General features: G+C 62.1%; 15 protein-coding genes and 1 pseudogene. 4 read left to right on the top strand and 12 right to left on the bottom strand.

All coding sequences use genetic code 11. The annotated features are described in order from the left end of the window. Positions 1-51: 51 nt before the first annotated feature. The 5 genes from M5B44_RS06640 to hutC all read right to left on the bottom strand — a co-directional run bounded on the left by M5B44_RS06640 (position 52) and on the right by hutC (position 6,025). Complete coding sequence (locus tag M5B44_RS06640) at positions 52-1,020, bottom strand: ABC transporter substrate-binding protein (protein ID WP_085732540.1); 969 nt, start codon at positions 1,018-1,020, stop codon at positions 52-54. Positions 1,021-1,091: 71 nt separating this feature from the next. Then, positions 1,092-2,564 carry a purine-cytosine permease family protein gene (locus tag M5B44_RS06645; RefSeq protein ID WP_085711025.1) on the bottom strand — a complete coding sequence of 491 codons (1,473 nt, stop codon included), beginning with the start codon at positions 2,562-2,564 and terminating at the stop codon, positions 1,092-1,094. A gap of 81 nt (positions 2,565-2,645) precedes the next feature. Beyond that, the gene (hutU, locus tag M5B44_RS06650) at positions 2,646-4,328 is read right to left on the bottom strand and encodes a urocanate hydratase (RefSeq protein WP_248738613.1); all 1,683 of its coding nucleotides are present in this window, start codon (positions 4,326-4,328) and stop codon (positions 2,646-2,648) included. Between the two features lie 420 nt (positions 4,329-4,748). Beyond that, positions 4,749-5,318 (bottom strand): HutD family protein, encoded by a 570-nt coding sequence (locus M5B44_RS06655; RefSeq protein ID WP_248738614.1) that lies wholly within the window; start codon positions 5,316-5,318, stop codon positions 4,749-4,751. Further along, the gene (gene hutC, locus M5B44_RS06660) at positions 5,315-6,025 is read right to left on the bottom strand and encodes a histidine utilization repressor (RefSeq protein ID WP_162803449.1); all 711 of its coding nucleotides are present in this window, start codon (positions 6,023-6,025) and stop codon (positions 5,315-5,317) included. The genes M5B44_RS06655 and hutC overlap by 4 nt, the downstream gene beginning before the upstream one ends. A 145-nt stretch (positions 6,026-6,170) precedes the next feature. On the opposite strand from hutC, the gene M5B44_RS06665 reads away from it, so the two are divergent. Beyond that, positions 6,171-7,535 carry a formimidoylglutamate deiminase gene (locus M5B44_RS06665; RefSeq protein ID WP_248738615.1) on the top strand — a complete coding sequence of 455 codons (1,365 nt, stop codon included), beginning with the start codon at positions 6,171-6,173 and terminating at the stop codon, positions 7,533-7,535. A gap of 48 nt (positions 7,536-7,583) precedes the next feature. On the opposite strand, the gene M5B44_RS06670 is transcribed toward M5B44_RS06665, so the two are convergent. Together M5B44_RS06670 and M5B44_RS06675 are read right to left on the bottom strand one after the other, a co-directional pair. Next, the gene (locus tag M5B44_RS06670; RefSeq protein WP_085712791.1) at positions 7,584-8,153 is read right to left on the bottom strand and encodes a lipocalin family protein; all 570 of its coding nucleotides are present in this window, start codon (positions 8,151-8,153) and stop codon (positions 7,584-7,586) included. A 31-nt stretch (positions 8,154-8,184) separates the two neighbouring features. After that, positions 8,185-8,439: a hypothetical protein gene (locus M5B44_RS06675; RefSeq protein ID WP_007952486.1), complete on the bottom strand. Its 255-nt coding sequence runs from the start codon at positions 8,437-8,439 to the stop codon at positions 8,185-8,187. Positions 8,440-8,733: 294 nt separating this feature from the next. Between M5B44_RS06675 and M5B44_RS28980 the strand changes: the two are divergent. Beyond that, positions 8,734-9,756: pseudogene (locus M5B44_RS28980) on the top strand (cache domain-containing protein); the annotation flags it as partial. 93 nt (positions 9,757-9,849) lie between these two features. Further along, positions 9,850-10,614, top strand: a complete 765-nt coding sequence (locus M5B44_RS28985) for a methyl-accepting chemotaxis protein (protein WP_371320915.1) — start codon at positions 9,850-9,852, stop codon at positions 10,612-10,614. Between the two features lie 62 nt (positions 10,615-10,676). On the opposite strand, the gene M5B44_RS06685 is transcribed toward M5B44_RS28985, so the two are convergent. The 5 genes from M5B44_RS06685 to M5B44_RS06705 form a co-directional block, all read right to left on the bottom strand. Beyond that, the gene (locus M5B44_RS06685; RefSeq protein ID WP_248738617.1) at positions 10,677-11,279 is read right to left on the bottom strand and encodes a DUF924 family protein; all 603 of its coding nucleotides are present in this window, start codon (positions 11,277-11,279) and stop codon (positions 10,677-10,679) included. Positions 11,280-11,282: 3 nt separating this feature from the next. After that, positions 11,283-12,293: a class 1 fructose-bisphosphatase gene (locus M5B44_RS06690; protein WP_065261556.1), complete on the bottom strand. Its 1,011-nt coding sequence runs from the start codon at positions 12,291-12,293 to the stop codon at positions 11,283-11,285. 195 nt (positions 12,294-12,488) lie between these two features. Further along, the gene (locus M5B44_RS06695; RefSeq protein WP_248738618.1) at positions 12,489-13,853 is read right to left on the bottom strand and encodes a DUF3999 domain-containing protein; all 1,365 of its coding nucleotides are present in this window, start codon (positions 13,851-13,853) and stop codon (positions 12,489-12,491) included. Further along, positions 13,850-17,443, bottom strand: a complete 3,594-nt coding sequence (locus tag M5B44_RS06700; protein WP_248738619.1) for a DUF2339 domain-containing protein — start codon at positions 17,441-17,443, stop codon at positions 13,850-13,852. Before M5B44_RS06700 ends, M5B44_RS06695 begins: the two co-directional genes overlap by 4 nt. 102 nt (positions 17,444-17,545) lie before the next feature. Further along, complete coding sequence (locus M5B44_RS06705; RefSeq protein ID WP_085712786.1) at positions 17,546-19,996, bottom strand: glycogen/starch/alpha-glucan phosphorylase; 2,451 nt, start codon at positions 19,994-19,996, stop codon at positions 17,546-17,548. 258 nt (positions 19,997-20,254) lie between these two features. Here M5B44_RS06705 and M5B44_RS06710 point away from each other — a divergent pair, with 258 nt between their 5' ends. Further along, on the top strand, positions 20,255-20,692 hold the full coding sequence (locus M5B44_RS06710; RefSeq protein WP_007961740.1) for a YkgJ family cysteine cluster protein: 438 nt from the start codon (positions 20,255-20,257) through the stop codon (positions 20,690-20,692). The last annotated feature ends 63 nt before the right edge of the window (positions 20,693-20,755 follow it).

Genomic DNA, 20,755 nt, shown 5'->3' on the forward strand with positions numbered 1-20,755 from the left:
GATGACGGCAATTCTCCCGGCCAGCCTCACGGTTAGCCGGGAGGTATCGACCTACAGCGCCGCGTCGATTTTCTTGGCAGCGTCGTCGCTGACCCACGCATGCCAGACCTCAGGATGTTCCTTGAGGAAGATTTTCGCCAGCTTCGGCGACTCGATCCGCTCCTTGGTCATGCGGCCCAGGTTCTGGTTCAGCAGGTCGATCGGCAGGTTGACCTTTTCCAGCACGGCCACCAGCTCGGGGGCTTCCTCGTGGAAAGTCTTGGACAGGCCGACCTTGATGGTCACGCGCTTGTCGACGCCCGGTTTCTCTTCCAGTTTGACCGCGTCGATCTGGCCCATCAGCGGGGTTGGCGACCAGTAGTAGAACAGGATCGGCTCGCCGCGCTTGTAGCTCGACAGCACCGCCGCATCCAGCGCCGGGCCGGTGCCCGGACGGAAGTTGGTGTAGCTGTTTTCCAGGCCGTAGCTTTTCAGCATTTCGCTGTTGTCCAGCTCGCAGGTCCAGCCGGCCGGGCAGTTGTAGAAGCGGCCCTTGGAAGGCTCTTCGGCGTCCTTGAAGATCGCCGAGTATTTGCCCAGATCAGCGATGTTTTTCAGGTCCGGGGCCTTGGCTTCGATCTTGCGCTTGGCATCGCCTTCGATCACGTAGCGCGGCACGTACCAGCCTTCAACTGCACCGACGACAGGCGCGCCGACACCGACGACCTTGCCGGCCTTCTCGGCCTTGTTCCAGACCTCGCTGCGGCCGACCCACTCTTCGGCAAAAACTTGAATATCGTTGCTGCTCAGGGCGTTTTCCATGGTGATGGAGTTGCCCGGCAGGCTGTCGGTCTTGCAGTCGTAACCTTTCTCCAGCACGACCTGCAGCACGTCGGTCAGCAACATCGCGCTTTCCCAGTTCAGGCCGGCGAATTTCACCGGTTTGCCGGATTCGCACCAGCCGGCGGCCTGGGTGGCACCGGCACTGGCCAGCAGGCCCATGGACAGCAATGTGGTCAGCAGGGTCTTGTTCGATTTCATTGTTGTGACGCTCCTAATCATGAATTGGCTTACGGCAGTTCAAGAGGCATCCAGCCCTGTCCACGTCCAGATCAGGCCTGCGCCGCAGCGCGGCCGGTCCCGTTTGCTTCAGGTTGTACAACGCTGTTCTGCTCGACCGGCAGAATCAGGTGATCGGGCACGCTGCCGTGCCATTTCTTTGCGCACACGTAGTAAAGCGCAGCGGGCAGCACCAGACCGATGATCCACGAGATGTCCACATCACCCAGTGCGGCCACCAGCGGACCGGTATAGAACTTGGTGGAGATGAACGGCAGCTGCACCAGCACACCGAACACATAGACGCTGATCCCGAGGAGGTTCCAGCGACCGTAGCGACCGTTCGGGTCGGCCAGCGCCGGCACGTCGTAGTGCTCACGGGTAATGCAGTAGTAGTCCACGAGGTTGATCGCGCTCCACGGCGTGAAGAACGCCAGCAGGAACAGGATGAAAGACTTGAAGGCACCGAGGAACGAGTGCTGGCCGAGCAAGGCGATCAGGGTCGCGGCACCGACGATCACCAGCACGAACACCAGGCGCTGCATCCGGGTGACCGTCAGGTGGCCACGGAAGCCGCTGATGATGGTCGCGATGCACATGAAGCTGCCATAGGAGTTCAGGGTGGAGATGGTCACCTTGCCGAACGCGATGCTGAAATACAGCAGCGCAGCGGTGGCACCGGTGCCGCCCAGACCGACGATGTAAGCCACTTCATGGCCGGCGAACTGGCCGTTGGCCGAAGCCGCCGCGAACACACCGAGAATCATCGCCACTTGCGCGCCGATCACCGAGCCGGCGCCGGCAGCAAAGAAGGTTTTCACCGAGGAAACCTTGCTCGGCAGGTAACGCGAGTAGTCCGCCACATAAGGGCCGAAGGCGATCTGCCAGGACGCCGCCAGCGACACCGCCAGCAGGAAACTGCTCCAGCTGAAGTGACGGATTTGCAGGAGTGCGCCGACGTCCACTTGACTCATCAGACGGCTGAACAGATAAACAAAAGCGATCACGCCAATGACACTGGCGATACGGCCGATCCAGTGGATCACCCGATAGCCGAGCACCGTGACCACCACAATGACGCTGGCGAACAGCAGGATGCCGACGGTGTCGCTGACCCCGAACAACTGGCCCAGCGCCTGACCGGACAGCACCGTGCCGGTGGCGGTGAAGCCGAGGTACATCAGGCACACCAGCACGATCGGAATCGCCGCGCCATACACCCCGAACTGCACACGGCTGGAGATCATCTGCGGCAGGCCCAGCTTCGGCCCTTGCGCCGCGTGCAGCGCCATGACGCCGCCGCCCAGCAGTTGACCGATCAACAGACCGATCAACGACCAGAACACGTCACCGCCCAGCACCACGGCCAACGCCCCGGTGACAATCGCGGTGATTTGCAGGTTGGCACCCATCCACAGGGTGAACTGACTGAATAGACGACCGTGTCTTTCCGCTTCCGGGATGTAGTCGATCGAACGCCTTTCGATCAACGGTTTGTTGCTTGCACGATCGGTGTTGCCAGCCATGATTCAACCTCTGTGGATTGTTCTGGGTTTTGTTGTTGTATTGGCTTGCGCGGGAGCGAGCACGCTCGCACCCGCCGTTTTTTATTTGCCGGTGATCATCGGCAGGTTCAGCCCTTGCTCCTTGGCGCAGTCGATGGCGATCTGGTAACCGGCATCGGCGTGACGCATCACACCGGTGCCCGGGTCGTTGTGCAGCACGCGAGCGATACGCTCGGCTGCTTCATCCGTACCGTCGCAGACAATCACCATGCCCGAGTGTTGCGAGAAGCCCATGCCGACGCCGCCGCCGTGGTGCAGCGACACCCAGGTCGCGCCGCTCGCGGTGTTGAGCAAGGCGTTGAGCAGTGGCCAGTCGGAGACGGCGTCGGAACCGTCCTGCATCGATTCGGTTTCACGGTTCGGGCTGGACACCGAGCCGGAGTCGAGGTGGTCGCGACCGATCACGATCGGGGCCGACAGCTCGCCGCGACGGACCATTTCGTTGAACGCCAGACCGAGCTTGGCGCGCTGGCCCAGACCGACCCAGCAGATACGTGCCGGCAGACCCTGGAAGCTGATGCGCTCGCGGGCCATGTCCAGCCAGTTGTGCAGGTGGGCGTCGTCCGGGATCAGTTCCTTGACCTTGGCGTCGGTCTTGTAGATGTCCTGCGGATCACCCGACAGCGCCGCCCAGCGGAACGGGCCGATGCCACGGCAGAACAGCGGACGGATGTAGGCCGGCACGAAACCCGGGAAGTCGAAGGCGTTCTCGACGCCCTCTTCCTGAGCCATCTGACGAATGTTGTTGCCGTAGTCGAAGGTCGGAATGCCTTGCTTCTGGAAGTCCAGCATGGCTTTGACGTGGACCGCCATCGACTGCTTGGCGGCCTTGATCACAGCGGCCGGTTCGGTCTTGGCGCGGGCGCGGTATTCGTCCCAGGTCCAGCCGGCCGGCAGGTAGCCGTTGAGCGGGTCGTGGGCGCTGGTCTGGTCGGTGACCATGTCCGGGCGCACGCCGCGACGGACCAGTTCCGGAAGGATTTCGGCGGCGTTACCCAGCAGCGCGATGGAGATCGCCTTGCCTTCTTTCGTGTATTTGGTGATGCGTGCCAGAGCGTCGTCGAGGTCCTTGGCCTGCTCGTCGACGTAACGGCTTTTCAGGCGGAAATCGATGCTCACCTGCTGGCATTCGATGTTCAGCGAGCAGGCACCGGCCAGGGTCGCGGCCAATGGCTGAGCGCCACCCATGCCGCCAAGGCCGGCGGTCAGGACCCAGCGGCCCTTGAGGTTGGAATCGTAATGCTGGCGACCGGCTTCGACGAAGGTTTCGTAAGTGCCCTGCACGATGCCCTGGCTGCCGATGTAGATCCAGCTGCCGGCGGTCATCTGGCCGTACATGGCCAGACCTTTCGCGTCGAGTTCGTTGAAGTGTTCCCAGGTCGCCCAGTGCGGCACCAGGTTGGAGTTGGCGATCAGCACACGCGGGGCGTTGCTGTGGGTCTTGAACACGCCGACCGGTTTGCCGGACTGCACCAGCAGGGTTTCGTCGTCATTCAGGTTGGTCAGGCTTTCGACGATCTTGTCGTAGCACTCCCAGTTGCGCGCGGCGCGGCCGATGCCACCGTAGACCACCAGCTCTTTCGGGTTCTCGGCCACTTCCGGGTCGAGGTTGTTCATCAGCATGCGCAGCGGCGCTTCGGTCAGCCAACTCTTGGCGGTCAGCTTGTTGCCGCGCGATGCACGAATTTCAACGTCACGATATTTTGTAGGCTTATTGTCAGTCACGAAAAAGACTCCTCAGCGATCAATTCAAACCAACCCTGGCGATGGGCAAGCGGCCTGTGCGCTTCAATGCGCGACAAGCGAATCAGGGACGCTGCGGAGAACCTCTGACGACTCATACGCATACGTCTTTACTTGTACATACAAGCATATGCAATCGAGCGGCCAACTTGTTGGAGGGTTGATCAATAAAAATGCAGGGACGGCTGAAGGACGCCTGAATCAAGGGTTGTGGCGTGTATGAATTTTTTCGCGGGGTTGGTTTGAACAAGCGGAAGGCGAGTTCATGTGCGTGGTTTTGCGCCACGCTGGGGCGTTCGGTAACAAGTTGGTGCGCGTTCGGGAACGTCGGGATGAAAAAAACCGCCGCCCTCAACAGCCCTTATGGGCACTGTTCAAAGCGGCGGTTTTTCAAGAACCGGATCAGCGTGCAGTCAGTTCGATCACGCAGCAGCCCGCGTTGACGGCGATTTCCACCAGACCGGTGTTGCCGTCCAGTTGCAGGCAATCATGCCGGCCAAGCTGCGAAGCGCTGTCACCGACCTGCACTTGCAGTAACTCGCTGACACTGAAAACGAGAACGGTGCCGGCGGAGCTGAAAAATCGCTGCTCGCCCTCCAGCCACTGCAAGCGCGCGCTGTAACGCTGTGGCGCATAGATCAGGTTGAAATCGCGGATCGCCCCGCCGAGCAAGGTACAGGACACCTGGCTTTCACCGCTGAAGGCAAACGGATCGAGGGGTAACAGCGGCCGGGTGTCGTCGCCGTCGACACACAGGGTCATACCGTCGCCCTGCAACACCGTGATCACCCGTTGATAACCGGTAAACGTCGAGAAACCACCGGATTCGGCGATGTCGGCAATCGACAGGCGCCAGCCGAAACCATCAAGGCCGGCACCGGCGTCACGGGTGATTTCCTCGGTGCTGCCGCCGCCGTTTTTCCACGGCATGCGCGGGTAACCTTCGGCGCGTAAAACCTTCAACTCTTTCATTTATGAAACCGACCTTCCAGACGATGACGGGAACCGGGGTGAATCAGACGCGCGGCGGTTACCGGCTGACGGCCCGACCACGTACGGCGACGGATCAGCAGGCAAGGCTCGCCTTTTTCGATCTGCAGCAATTTGCATTCGGACGGCTCGGCGAGGATCGCTTCGACCACATGCTCGCCTTCGGTCAGCGGCGCGACCTGGTTCAGATAGGCGTATGGCGTTTGCAGGGTGAAGTCCTGCTTGAGGTATTCCGGGGCGACCAGCGCGTTGACGAAACGGTCTTCGATCTGCACCGGAATGTCGTTTTCGTAATGCACGATCAGCGAATGGAACACCTTCTGCCCTTCGCGCATATCCAGCGCCAGCGCGCGCTCGGAACCGGCGGCCTCTTCTTCCAGGGTGATCACCTGGCAGGTGTGGCGATGGCCACGGGACGCGATTTCGTCGGCGATGTTGTGCACCTCGAACAGCGCGGACTGGCTCTTCGGCTCGGCGACGAAGGTGCCGACGCCTTGCATGCGCACCAACAGACCGTCGGCGGTCATTTCCCGCAGCGCGCGGTTGATGGTCATGCGGCTGAAACCCAACTGGCTGACCAGCTCGCTTTCCGACGGCACGCGGTAATGCGGCGGCCAGTTACCACTGTCGATCTGCTGGGTAATCATCTGTTTGACGCGGGCGTACAAGGGCGCCGGACTGTCGCCCATGTTCGCGGCCAACGGAGAAACTGGAGGCGGAGTCGGCACGATGGATCCCTGTTCATTGGATAAGGTTGCTAGCTTGCCGGAGTTTACCGGGCAGGCAAACGTCTGTATATGTATATACAAATAACACACGATGGGGTGCTGAACCATGTCCGCCTTCTTTGCCGAACGCGCGCTGCTGCCTAACGGATGGGCCAACAATGTACGTCTCGAGGTCAGCGCCGACGGCGTATTGACCCGAATCCAGGCCGATTCCACCGCAGAAGGCGCCGAACGGCTGAGCGGTCCGCTGCTGCCGGGCATGCCGAATCTGCACTCCCACGCGTTCCAGCGAGCGATGGCCGGGCTGGCAGAAGTGGCCGGCAATCCCAATGACAGTTTCTGGACCTGGCGCGATCTGATGTACCGGCTCGTCGGAAAAATCAGCCCGGACCAGCTCGGCGTGATTGCCCGTCAGCTGTACATCGAAATGCTCAAGGCCGGTTACACCTCGGTCGCCGAATTCCATTACGTTCACCACGATCACAACGGTCAGCCGTACGCCGATCCGGCCGAGCTGGCGTTGCGCATCAGCCAGGCCGCCAGCTCCGCCGGTATCGGCCTGACACTGTTGCCGGTGCTCTATAGCCACAGCGGTTTCGGTGGCCAGACGCCAAACGAAGGTCAGCGCCGCTTCATCAACAGCACCGAAAACTACCTGAAACTGCAATCGCGCCTGCAACCGTTGCTGGCGCAGCAGAAGGCCCAGTCGCTGGGATTGTGTTTCCACTCGTTGCGCGCGGTCACGCCGCAGCAGATCAGCGAAGTGCTGGCGGCCAGCGACAAGCAATGCCCGGTGCACATCCACATCGCCGAACAGCAGAAAGAAGTCGATGACTGCCTGAGCTGGAGCGGTCGCCGTCCGCTGCAATGGCTGTACGAAAACACCGAAGTCGATCAGCGCTGGTGCCTGGTCCACGCGACCCACGCCAATCCGGAAGAAGTCACGCTGATGGCCAAGAGTCGCGCCATTGCCGGTCTGTGTCTGACCACCGAAGCCAACCTTGGCGACGGGATTTTCCCGGCGGTGGATTTCCTCGCTCAGGGCGGACGCATGGGCATCGGTTCCGACAGCCATGTGTCGTTGAGCGTGGTGGAAGAATTGCGTTGGCTGGAATACGGCCAGCGTCTGCGCGATCAGCGGCGCAACCGCTTGTATGGTGCGGATCAGCCGATGGTTGGCCGCACGTTGTATGACGCCGCACTGGACGGCGGCGCTCAGGCGCTGGGCCAGCCGATCGGCGCGCTGGAGGTCGGCAAACGCGCCGACTGGATTGTGCTCGATGGCAGCGATCCGTATCTGGCCACGGCCAGCGGTGACGGCATCCTCAACCGCTGGCTGTTTGCTGGTGGCGACCGTCAGGTGCGCGACGTGCTGGTCAACGGTCAGTGGGTCGTTCGCGAGGGGCGACATGCCGGGGAAGAGAACAGCAATCGCGCCTTCACCCAAGTCCTGCGAGACCTTTTGGGCTGACACAAAAAAACCTGTGGAGGGCAACCTCCACAGGCTTTTTGTTGCGCGTCAGTTGGACGTCTTGGCCATCTGCTGATCCGATGCCCGCCAGATCAACCGCGTGGTGTCATAACCCTGCTGACGCGCCTTGCTCAGCAGTTCTTCGCGCACCACACCATTCACGGTCGGCGTGCGGGACAACAGCCACAGGTAACGTCGGCTCGGGTCGCCAACGATGGCAGTCTTGTAGTCGTCGCTGACGTACAGCACCCAGTATTGGCCCTTCGCCGAGCCCGGAATCAGCCGCGAGAACCAGGTATCGAACTCGACCCACAATTTGTCGGTCTTGCCCGGCACCTGTGGATAAGCCGTGCCCTTGACCTCTTCCCATTGCCAGTCCTTGGTCAGGCAACGGTTAAACACGCCCAGGTTGCCGTCCGATTCGAGGGTGTAACGGGCTTCGGATTGTGCGCAATTGCGCTGAAAATACATCGGCAGTCGCGCCAGCTCGTACCAGGTGCCCTGGTAACGCTTGAGATTGACGCTGTGGACTGTCTTGGGCGCCAGCGGATCTTCACCGGTGGTGGCGCAGCCGGCCAGTACCAGGCCGGCAAAAAGGACAAGCAATAACCGCTTCATTGTTTTTCTCCCGTGGGCGCGTAGCCCCGGTTTACTTCAGGCCTTGGCCGGAAAACATCAACACTTTGTCACCGGCGTACTGCACGCTGATAAAGCTGTTCTTGTCGCCCCAGGTGCAACTGGACATGCCGAGCGCACCCGAGCAGTCGGTAGGCTTGCCAAGCAGCGTCTCCACCTCGGCCTTGGCCATGCCGGCCGAGAGCTTCGAGTAGTTTTCCTGATTGACCTTGCTGCATGCGGCCAGCAGCACGCAAAACGACAGAAGGGCGATAGATCGCAGCGACATGGTGTAACTCCTGGAACGGAAGGGGGATGGCCTGGCGCCAACCAGAAGCTTAGAAGAGAAAACCCCTGTCTGGTTCCCTCGGCAGGTGGCTATTTATTGGCCCGCTCGTCCGGCATTCATCGGTAAATCAGACACTTTGTAGGGCTATTGAGCATTTCGTCGCCTTTAACAAAAGCGTCCTCATCTTTGTCGCGCGGCGGTCGAAATAAGAGCAGCGCAAAGCCCGAGAGTGTGGCAAATTGCCGCCCTTTCTTGACCAGCCCCTTCGCGGTAGCTCACTTAATGACCAGAAACATGAAATTCAGCCACAAGATCTTGTTGGCTGCCGCCCTCGTGGTGGCCGTAGCGTTCGCCTGTTTCATTTTGTTCAACGACTATCGACAACGCGAAGCCCTGCAAAGCAGCACCGAAGCGTCAATGCAGGAGCTGGGCAGCCTGACCACCAGCAACATCCAGACCTGGCTGGAAAGCCGCATCCAGCTGCTGCAATCGATGTCGCAGCAGGTTGTCGCCGACGGCAGCGCTCCGGCCAGCCTGAAACGCATCATCGACCTGCCCGCCTACACCGGCAATTTCCAGCTCAGCTATTTCGGCGGCGCCGACGGCGTGATGTTCTCGGTCCCGGCCGGCAACCGCGCGCCGGACTACGACCCGCGCGCCCGTGGCTGGTACAAGGCCGCGAACAGCGCCCAGCAGACCATCGTCACCGAACCGTACATCGCCGCGTCGTCGGGCAAACTGGTGATCACCGTCGCCACCCCGGTGCAGCGTCAGGGCCAGATGATCGGTGTGGCCGGCGCCGACATCGACCTGAGCAGCGTCAGCGCGATCATCAACTCGCTGAACTTCGGCGGCCACGGCCACGCGTTCATCGTCAGTGCCGACGGCAAAATCCTGATCCACCCGGACAGCAAACTGGTGCTCAAGACCCTGGCCGAGGCCTATCCCAACGGTGCGCCGAAAGTCAGCCCGGGCCTGAAAGAAGTCGAGTTCGACGGCAAGACGCAGTTGATCTCCTTCACCCGCGTCAACGGCGTGCCGTCGGCCGACTGGTACGTGGGTCTGGTGCTGGACAAGGACACCGCGTTCTCGATGCTCAGCGAGTTCCGCACCTCGGCGCTGATCGCCATGGTCATCGCCGTGGTGATCATCATCGCCCTGCTCGGCATGCTGATCCGCGTGCTGATGCAACCGCTGCTGACCATGGGCCGCGCCATGCATGACATCGCCGAAGGCGAAGGCGACCTGACCAAGCGTCTGGTAATCCATGGCCACGACGAGTTCGGCGCGCTGGGTTTGTCGTTCAACCGTTTCGTCGAGCGTATCCACACCTCGATCCGCGAAGTGTCCTCGGCCACCGGGCAGGTCAACGAAGTCGCCCTGCGGGTGGTCGCGGCGTCCAACTCGTCGATGTTCAATTCCGACCAGCAGGCTTCGCGCACCAACAGCGTGGCCGCCGCGATCAACCAGCTCGGCGCCGCCGCCCAGGAAATCGCCCAGAACGCCGCCCTCGCCTCGCAGCACTCCAGCGACGCGCGCAGCCTGGCGGTCGACGGCCAGCAGGTTGTGGATAAAACCATCCACGCAATGCAGCAGCTGTCGGCGAAGATCAGCGACTCCTGCGGCAACATCGAAACCCTGAACAGCAACACCGTGAACATCGGGCAGATTCTGGAAGTGATCACCAGCATCTCCCAGCAGACCAACCTGCTGGCGCTCAACGCCGCCATCGAAGCGGCCCGTGCCGGTGAGGCCGGTCGTGGTTTCGCCGTGGTCGCCGACGAAGTACGCAACCTGGCGCACCGCACCCAGGATTCGGCGCAGCAAGTGCAGAGCATGATCGAAGAACTGCAGGTCGGCGCGCGTCAGGCGGTCGGCATCATGACCGAGAGCCAGCGCGAGAGCGAAAGCAGCGTCGGCATCGCCAACCAGGCCGGCGAACGTCTGGAAAGCGTGACCCAGCGCATCGGCGAGATCGACGGGATGAACCAGTCGGTGGCGACCGCGACCGAAGAGCAGACGGCGGTGGTCGAGTCGATCAACGTCGACATCAACGAGATCAACACGCTGAACCAGGAAGGTGTGGAGAACCTGCAGGCGACGTTGCGCGCTTGTGCGGATCTGGAGCAGCAGGCTGCGCGGTTGAAGCAGTTGGTGGGTAGTTTCCGGATCTAAGGCGCTCTTACTGATCTCTTCGCAGGCCTTTCTGCGAAGAGGTCAGTCGTCTGGATGCTGATTCAGAAACTCGATCCCGGCTGCGAAAGAAACTCCAACTCCTCCGCCGTAGACTCCCGCCCCAACACCGCATTGCGATGCGGAAACCGCCCGAACCGCGCAATCACCCGTTGATGCCGCTCGGCATAATCCAGGTTGTCGGCAAACACCCCGCGCTCCGCCTCCGGCTGTTCAGCCACCAGTTCGATGAATCGCGAGACCGCTTCATTCTGCACCGCAAGGTTTTCGCAGTGTTCGAAGACGAGGTAGATGAAGAGTCGCTGAATCGGTTTCAACTGCCGGTCGAAATCCGCCGCGATGCCTTGGGCAACCAGTTTCTGCGCCCGCAGATCGCCGGAAAAAGCCTTGGGTGTATCGCGAAAGATCATTCGCGGAAGCTGATCGAGCAGCAGCACCGCCGCCAGCCAACCTTCGGGACGTTGCGTCCACTCGGTCAATCCGCCGGCGAGGGCCTGATCGACAAAGACCCCGAAACGCTCACGCGCTTCGAGGTCCTGGCTGTCTTTTTTGCCGAACCACAACTTGCCCTGTTGCGCCGTCACTTCAGTCGCTGACTCGGCATGACCGAACCACCAATCGAGCAACGGCTGCCAGGGCGCGGTCATGGTTTATTCCTTGTGGTAAGCCGTGGCGCGGGCGACTTCTTCTTTCGAGCCGAGGAACACCGCTACGCGCTGGTGCAGGCCTTCAGGCTGGATGTCGAGAATGCGCTGGTGACCGTCGGTGGAAGCGCCGCCCGCCTGTTCCACCAGGAACGACATCGGGTTGGCTTCGTACATCAGGCGCAGTTTGCCTGGCTTGGATGGCTCGCGGCTGTCGCGCGGGTACATGAACAGACCGCCACGGGTCAGGATGCGGTGCACATCGGCAACCATCGCCGCGACCCAACGCATGTTGTAGTTCTTCTTCAGCGGGCCTTCTTCACCGGCCAGCAGTTCCGAAACGTAGCGCTGTACCGGGGCTTCCCAGTGACGCTGGTTGGACATGTTGATCGCAAATTCCTGGGTGCTTTCAGGAATGGTGATGTCTTCGTGGGTCAGGACGAAGCTGCCCATTTCGCGGTCCAGGGTGAAGCCCTTCACGCCGTTGCCCAGGGTCAGGATCAACATGGTCTGCGGACCGTAGATCGCGTAACCGGCTGCAACCTGCTGGGTGCCTGGCTGCAGGAAGGCCTTTTCATTCAGGGCTTCGTTCTGGCTCAGGTATTCGTTCGGGCAGCGCAGTACCGAGAAAATGGTGCCGACCGGGGCGTTGATGTCGATGTTCGACGAACCGTCCAGCGGGTCGAATACCAGCAGGTAGGCGCCTTTCGGATATTTGCCCGGGATCTGGTAGGCATTGTCCATTTCTTCGGACGCCATGCCGGCCAGGTGACCGCCCCACTCGTTGGCTTCGAGCAGGATTTCGTTCGACAGCACGTCGAGTTTCTTCTGCACTTCGCCTTGCACGTTTTCCGTGCCCATGCTGCCCAGAACACCGCCCAGGGCGCCTTTGGACACGGCGTGGCTGATCTCTTTGCAGGCACGCGCCACCACTTCGATCAGGAAGCGCAGATCGGCAGGAGTGTTGTTGCTGCGGGTCTGCTCAATCAAATAGCGACTCAGGGTAACGCGGGACATGGACGGCTCCGGTGGAATGGGGGGCTGAAAACCCGCGCAGTTTACAGGGAGTCTGAAACCGTAGCGAGCAATGACGCCCGCTAACGTGCGTCGGGTGCAATTCCTGCTATCAGACGTGATCGAACCGGGAGAGTTCAGGCACGGGATTCAGCGTAGTTGGAAACCCGACGGGTGTAGAGGCCACACCCGTCATATTCAGGACTTCGCCGGCGGCTTGCGCAGCAGACTGAAGGCCATCGCGGCCAGAAACAGCACACTCAACAGTAATACCGCCCACAATCCGATTTTCTTCCAGTTGGTCTCGGCGACAGCTGCTGTCGTCGCCGTCGTTGTCTGCGTCGCGACTGCATCGCCCTGCACCGTGGCCTTGCCCAGCGTGGCCAGTTTCTCTGGTTTGAAATCGGGGATCAGTGTGGTCAGCGGCAGGTTTGCCGTTCTCACCGTCGGATTGCCCAGCGCCAGGCTGTAAGGCCCGTCACCGCGTGCAAGAAAGATCACCTGAGTGGCGCGCACCGCGTACTTGATGCTCGGCGCCTGTTCGCCGAGGCCGCCGCCGCGTTCGTCGACTGTCAGCTTCAACTGCTGGACGGTCTGCCCGTAAAGCTGCAATTCGTTCTGCACCACGTCCTGGCCATTCTGGGTCAGGCGATAGAGCAGACCGCTGCTCAACGTCTGCCATGGCAGGCTGGTTTCGCGGCGCCCCGAGAGCGTCACCGGCGCCAGGCTGTTGGGTTGTTTCAATTCGATCTGGACCCGCTCGACATTCAGCCCCATCGGCAACTCCCAGGTGTATTCCCCGGCCTTGGTGCTGCTGCCGGCCAGCGCTGGCGACCAGACCAGCGGCAACGGCAGGTTTTGCGGGTCGCTGCTTTTCAACTGCGCCGAGGTCAGGGTCGGGGCCGCACTGGGCGAATCCCACAACAACCGCAGATAGCGCGCCGATTGCCCCGGCAGCGCGACTTCATGCTGTTCGATGCGCTCATCGGAAAAAGTCAGGCGCGCGACCTGGCCTTCACCCCACGGCTGCCAGTGCTGCAGGTCGTCGCTGGCCTCGATGCTGAAACGCTGGAAGCCGTCGCGCTCGCTAGTCCAGTCGAGGATCAGTTGCTGCAGCGGTGCCTTGATTGCGCTGGCATCCAGCAGCCAGCCGCGCAGCACTTCTTCACCCGCTTCCAGTTGGCTGGACGGCTGCACTTCCACCAGCGTGCCGGTGGTCGTCGATTGCACGCGCACGCTCGGCGCGCGCTCGGTGGCATCCGCCGAGTTGTACAGCGGAAACCACTTCACCGTGTTCATGTGGCCGTCGTCGCGGGTTTGCGCCGATTCCCGGGCCAGCGCATAGGCCTGCGGTTCACCGGCGGCGTTGAACACCCGCAAGTCACTGAGATCGGTCTGGCGGGCCTGCAATTGGACGCTCAGCGGCAGTTCGAGGCGATACCACGGGCCGGAGCCGCTGACCGACAACGGCACCTGCGCGGCGAAGTCCGCCGGTTTTTCCTGGGCGCCGGCCGTCATGGCCACGCCCAGCAACAGCCACCCGAGATTAAGCTTGCGACTCAAGACGACACTCCTTCGGTTTCCGGGGCCGGCTTGTCCGCCTCCGGTGCAGCTTCGACGCGTTTGGGCGGCAGTGGCGCGAAGTAACCCACCACCAGCAGCAACACGCCGACGCCGATAAACGAGACGATCCGCGCCAGCCCGCCACGGTTGCTTAGTTCGACAAAAATCAGTTTGGCCACCACCAGCGCAATCAGCGCCGCACCGATCAGCCACACTTCGCGGCGATGGCGCAGGTGCCCGCCGATCATCAGCCCGAGCGCCATCAGCGTCCAGACGATGGACAACCCGGCCTGCACCAGCATCGATTCAAGCAACAGGTCCAGCTCGAACGGGATCCCGGCCCAATGGTGCGCGGCGCGGGTCACCAGCGCGGTGCAGAAGGCGAACAGCGAAACACCGGCAATCAGTTGCGAGGCGTGAGCGGCGTAGTCCTTGCGGATCGACAACCCGGCTACCGCACTGCGCGACCAGACATAAACGCTGAACAACGCGATCAACAGGCCCAGCTCCAGCGGGTTGATCAGCGGCACGTAAGGCAGCGGTTCGGCGTTGCCGTCGCTCACCCCGTTCGCCAGCCAGAACCAGACGAGCATCAGCACCGCCAGCGGCGCCGCTGCGTACAGGCGATATTCGCGAGGGAACGCTGCCACCGGCCACGGCCAGTTGCGCGGCGCGGCCATCAGCAACAGATACACGCTCGGCAGAATCGCCCAGCCCAGCCAGCGCCAGGCGTTGTATTGCTCGGACAACAGCAGCAAGCCGTAGCGCAGCTCCAGCGCCAGCACGCCGATCAGCAGCCAGCAACCGAGCACATGCGCGGTGCTCAAGGCCCGCGCCGGCAGCATCGGCGCCAGACGCCGCAGGCTGAAGAAATGCACCGCGAACACCGCCGCCCACGCCAGCCAGCCGAAGTTGGCCGCCGGTTGATAACGCGAGTGCCACGCGGCGAGCAATACCAGTCCGGCCGCCGGAATCAGCAAAGTGCAGAGCAACCCGAGCGACGGCCATTTCAGGCGCAATGCCAACACTGTCCACAATGCGACACTCAACGCGGCGACCAGCAGCAACAACGTCGCCTGCAGATTCAGCGGCGCAAAACGCAGCACCTCGCTGACCCACGCCAGCGCCCACCAACCGGCACCCCACACCAGCAGCACTTCGGACAACCGCTGCAAACTCAGCACATCGAACGCCGAGGCATGATTGCCCACTTGCAGGCGCCACGCACCGATCATCGCCGCCAGCCCAAGCACCAGTGGCGTCCAGAATCCACCATGGGCCAGCGGCCGCAGACCTTCGCTGGACAAAGGCCCGAGCAACTCGGGACCAGCCAGCAAAAACGCCGCGCCGCCGATCAGTTGCAACAACAGACCGAAGACAAAACTCACGCGCTGCTTGAGGTACAGGCTGAGCCAGATGATCAGCAAGCCACTGGCCGCCCACACCGCGCTCGCGGTCTGCCACGGCAACACGAACAACACCGCCAGATTGATCAGCACCAACCCCGCCAGCAGCACCACCGACAAACCGCGCAGCAGCCGCACATCGCTGCGCACCATTTCGTCACGCGCCGCCAGCAGCATGCCGGCGATCAGTGCCAGACCGATCAATGAGGCGCTGAGCAAACCGCTCCAGCCAGCGCTGAACACGGCCGCCGAATCCTCACCCGCCCCTTGCAGGCGCAACAGGAACAACGCACCGCCGAGCAGTTGCACGGCAAATGCGCAGAAAAGGAACGTCCGCGATTGCAGGCGCAAGCCGGCGAACAAGGTCACCAGTCCGGCCAGGGCCCAACTGATTGCCGTGAACTGGACGAAGAAAAACAGCGGCGCCAGCAGATAGAGGAAACCCAGGCCCAGACTGGCCATCACCGGCAAGCTCTCGCGCTCCCACGCTGAAGTCTGGTCCGGCAACGCCTTGCGCAATTGATAGAAACTGAACAGCAGCGCCAACCCGAGCATCAACGCGCCCAGCGGCGCACCGTCGACCAGACTGGCCTCGCCAGCGCGCAAGTGGCTGGTAAATGCCAGCGCCGAACCCAGTTGCAGCAGCATCGCAAACGCCCGGGCCAACGGGCGATGTTGACGCAGACCCAGCCAGAAAATCCCCGCGCCCTCCACCGCCCAGGCCGCAGAAGTCCAGCGCGCATCCAGCCCCAGCGGAATCGCCAGGCTGGCGAAAATCACCCCGAGCGCCAGGCAGGTCTCGCCCAGCAGCAGCGCTCGGCCACCCATCAATACCCGGGCGAGCGCCATGTAAATCATGCCCAGTGCCAGTGCACTGAACGCGGCGGCAAATTCCAGATGCTGCACCAGCGCGAATTGCAGACCGAAACCCACCAGCGGCGGCCCGAACAGCATGGTGCCGTCGACGTAGTCGCCCTTGCGCGCCGACCAATTCAGCAGCGCCTCGCGATCGCCATCCGCCGGGGCGTCCGGCATGTCCAGCAGCTTGCGCCGAGCGAACAGCAGGCCGATGGCCAGGTACATCAGGAAGAACAGAATCAGGAACGGCTCGGTGCTCCACAGCAGTTCCGGCGCATACGAACGCACGCCCCAGGCGAAACCGATGCCGAAAGTGCCGGCGAAACCGATCAGGTTGAGCAGGCGCCAGGCCTTGAACCAGGCGATGGTCAGAATGCCGGCGTTGAGCAACGCGAAATAGCTGAACAGTGCGACATGATTACCGGCGCCGGTGGAAGTCAGAATCGGCGCAGCGAAACCGCCCAACGCGGCGACGCAGGCCAGGGCGAGGGAATCCTGGGTGATGGCCAGAATGGCCGAGAACACCGTCACCGCCACCAGCAATCCCAGCGCGGCGGACGGATCGAGCAGCGGATGCAGACGCATCGCCGCAAATACCGTCAGGTACAACACTGCAATCCCGGTGCCTTGCAGCATCAAGGCGTAGCTCGTGTTGCGATGGCGCAGCCACCAGCCCAGCGCCAGCAATCCCAGCGCCGCCGCCGCGACCCCGGCGTAACGCATTTCGATCGGCACCACCATGCCTTCGGTAGCGTAGCGCAGCAGGAAGGCCAGACCGAAAAACAACAGCACCACGCCGACCCGCAGCACGGTGTTGCCACCGAACAACCAGTTACGCGCAGCGCTGATGCCGCGCTCGATGAGGTTCGGGCCACGAGGTTCGGCAGGTTGCTGTGGTTCGGGAGCGTCGGGGGTTACGGCGTCGAGACGCCAGGCATCGGCCGGTAGCGGCTGACTGGCTTCGCTGGCGACGGCGGAGAGAGGTTCGAGTTCAGGTGGCAACTCCCAGACCAGTTCAGGGGCCGCAGCCTCTTCGGCGACCTCGGCGGGCTCGACCAATGGCTCGGGGACCGGTTCTACGCCTGGCGCCGGCACCGCGTGCGAGGGCGATCCCTCCAGCAGATACAGACGCTGCGCGACGCCTTGCAACGCCACCTTTGTCTGTTCAAGTTGCCGCTGTTGCTCCGCCACCTGCGAGCCGAGGCGCATGATGCGGATCGTCTGCCCGATCACCAGGCCCAGCAGGGCGCCCAATAGCGCAGAACTGAACGATTCGTCGAGCAGCCAACCGAGCACCAGCCCGATCAACATGAACATCCATTGCATGGTCGATATCCCTGAGCAGCCCCGGAACGGGGCGAAACCAGGGCTCAGTATATCGGCCCGGCCCAACAAGCGTGGGGCCGGGCGCACATTTGTCGCTAAAAGTTACTCCAGTGCCTTCCAGATATCCGTGGCGTACTCGCGAATCGTCCGGTCCGAAGAGAACCAGCCCATCCGCGCGGTGTTCAGCACCGCCGAACGCCACCAGTTGTTGGAATCGTGCCAGAGCGCATCGACGCGCATCTGCGCTTCCCAGTAAGAATCGAAGTCGGCGCAGACCAGGAAGCGGTCGTAGTCCACCAGCGAATCGATCAGCCCGGTATAGCGCGACGTGTCGTCCGGCGAGAACACGCCGCTGCGGATCGCCTGCAACACGTCATTGAGGCGATGGGACGCCGCAATGTCCGGCACCGCGCTGAACTCGTGATTCTGCTTGCGCGCTTCGACCTGCTGGGCGCTCAGGCCGAAGATGAACATGTGCTCGGCGCCAATGCGCTCGCACATTTCCACGTTGGCACCGTCGAGGGTGCCGATGGTCAGCGCGCCGTTGAGGCCGAACTTCATGTTGCTGGTGCCCGAGGCCTCGAAACCGGCGGTAGATATCTGCTCCGACAAGTCCGCCGCCGGGATGATGCTCTCCGCCAGACTGACGTTGTAGTTGGGCAGGAACACCACCTTGAGCAGCCCGCGCACGGTCGGGTCGTTGTTCACTACCCGGGCGATGTCGTTGGTCAGTTTGATGATCAGTTTGGCCTGGTGATAACTCGCGGCAGCCTTGCCGGCGAAGATTTTCACTCGCGGCACCCAGTCGGTTTCCGGCTGGGCACGAATCGCCTGATACAGCGCCACGGTGTGCATCAGGTTCAGCAACTGACGCTTGTACTCGTGGATCCTTTTGACCTGCACGTCGAACATCGCCGCCGGGTTCACCGCGATTCCCAGCCGCTCGTGGATCAGGTAGGCCAGCGCCTTTTTACTGTGCAGCCGCTGCTCGGCGAAGGCCTTGCGGAAGGCCGCTTTTTCGGCGAACGGTTCAAGATCCAGCAAACGCTCTTCGGGGTTGTCGAGCACATCCGGGCCGAGGGCATCGACCAGCATCGAGGTCAGTTCGGAGTTGGCCTGGTACAACCAGCGGCGGAAGGTGATGCCGTTGGTCTTGTTGTTGATTCGCTCCGGATAGAGCTTGTGCAGTTCGGCGAACACGGTCTTGCGCATCAGTTGCGTGTGCAGGCCCGACACGCCGTTGACGCTGTGGGAGCCGAGGAACGCAAGATTGCCCATGCGCACCCGGCGGCCGTTGTCTTCCTCGATCAGCGACACCGCGCGCAGCACGTCGAAATCGTGGATGCCCTTGGCCCGCAGCGAATCGATATGCTGGGCGTTGATCAGGTAGATGATCTGCATGTGCCGAGGCAGCATGCGCTCCATCAACCCCACCGGCCAGGTTTCCAGTGCTTCGGGCAACAGCGTGTGGTTGGTGTACGAGAGCGTATCGACGGTGACTTGCCACGCCGCATCCCAGGCCACGTCATAGACATCCACCAGAAGACGCATCAGTTCGGCGACGGCGATCGAGGGGTGCGTGTCGTTGAGCTGGATTGCCGCGTGATCGCCGAGGGTCAGCACCGAGGTGTGCATGTTGCGATGACGGCGCAGCAGATCCTGAAGCGAGGCGGCGACGAAGAAGTATTCCTGACGCAGGCGCAATTCCTGCCCGGCTTCGGTGCTGTCTGCCGGATAAAGAACGCGGGAAATACTTTCGGCCCGGGCCACTTCGGCCACAGCGCCCAGGTGGTCACCGGCGTTAAAGCGCTCCAGGTGCAAGTCCTCCATCGCCCGGGCGCGCCACAAGCGCAAGGTGTTGACGCTCGCCCCGCGCCAGCCGACCACCGGGGTGTCGTAGGCAATCGCCCGCACGGTTTCTGCCGGGTGCCACACCTGTTTGCTCTTGCCGCTGACATCGGTGACGGTCTCGACGCTGCCGCCGAAGCCGATGCTGTAGACGACCTCCGGCCGCTCGAACTCCCACGGGTTGCCGAAATCCAGCCAGTGCTCGGTCTGTTCCTGCTGCCAACCATCGACGATGGCCTGGCGGAACAACCCGTGCTCGTAACGAATGCCGTAGCCGTGACCGGCGATGCCGAGGGTCGACATGCTTTCCATGAAGCACGCCGCCAGCCGTCCGAGGCCGCCGTTGCCCAGCGCGGCGTCGGGCTCCAGCAGGCGGATGCGCTCCAGATCCACGCCCAGTTCGGTCAACGCCTCACGAGCGACGTCGAGCAGGCCGAGGTTGCTCAGGCTGTCGTACAGCAAACGGCCGATGAGAAATTCCAGCGAGAGGTAATACACCCGCTTCTGACCTTTGCGGTAGATCTGCCGGGTGTGGTCCATCCAGTGCTCGACCATGTGGTCCCGGGCCGCCAGGGCGATGGCTTCGAACCAGTCATGGTCGAAGGCGTGATCCGGGTCTTTGCCCACCGCGTAGGTGAGTTTGGTCAGGACGGCGTCGCGGAATGCGGCCACCTCTGCTTCGCGAACTAGTGGTTCTTGAGTCATCGATAGGACCTCGAGCGAGCGGGGAATTGTCAGAGCCTAGACGGTCTGACCGACGGTGGCGGCTCTGGTTCGGCAGTTTTTCCTGAGAGTGCGGGATCGTTCGGCAATACCTTGGCGAATGCCTGAATGAATGCAGGGGCCGTGCCGAATTGTCGGCCCCGGTGATGACAGAAAGAAAAAATCTGGCGAAAGGTTGTTCAAAAATCCACCAGTCCCGGTATGATCGCGCGCCCTGATGCACACGCCTGGTAAACCCCGATGATGAAGCCCAACCTGATCGCCGCAGCCGAGATCGACCGTCTCGATACCTGGGCCAAATATTCGGCCCCGATGTGCGGCTCGTGCGTTTCCAGCTGCTGCACGCTGCCGGTCGAGGTCAAGATCAAGGACCTGGTGCGCATCGGTGTGGTCGACGAGTTCGAACTGGGCGACCCGCCGAAGAACATCGCCAAGCGCCTGCAAAAGGAAGGTCTGGTGGAGCGCTTCAACCAGAAGTCGGGAATCTTCACGCTCCAGCGCATGAGCAACAACGATTGCTACTACCTGGATCGCAAGAGCCGGTTGTGCACCATTTATGACAAACGCCCGGACACCTGCCGCAACCACCCGAAGATCGGCCCGCGCCCGGGATATTGCGCGTACAAGCCGAAGGAAGTGGAGCGGGTGCAGAATTCGCGGTCGATCGAGAAGTTCTGATCGGCTCTTGATCGTCCCCACGCTTTGCGTGGGAACGAGATATCAAAAAAGCCCAGACAAACA

It is taken from the genome of Pseudomonas sp. MWU12-2029 (assembly GCF_023242425.1).
Lineage (GTDB): Bacteria > Pseudomonadota > Gammaproteobacteria > Pseudomonadales > Pseudomonadaceae > Aquipseudomonas > Aquipseudomonas kribbensis.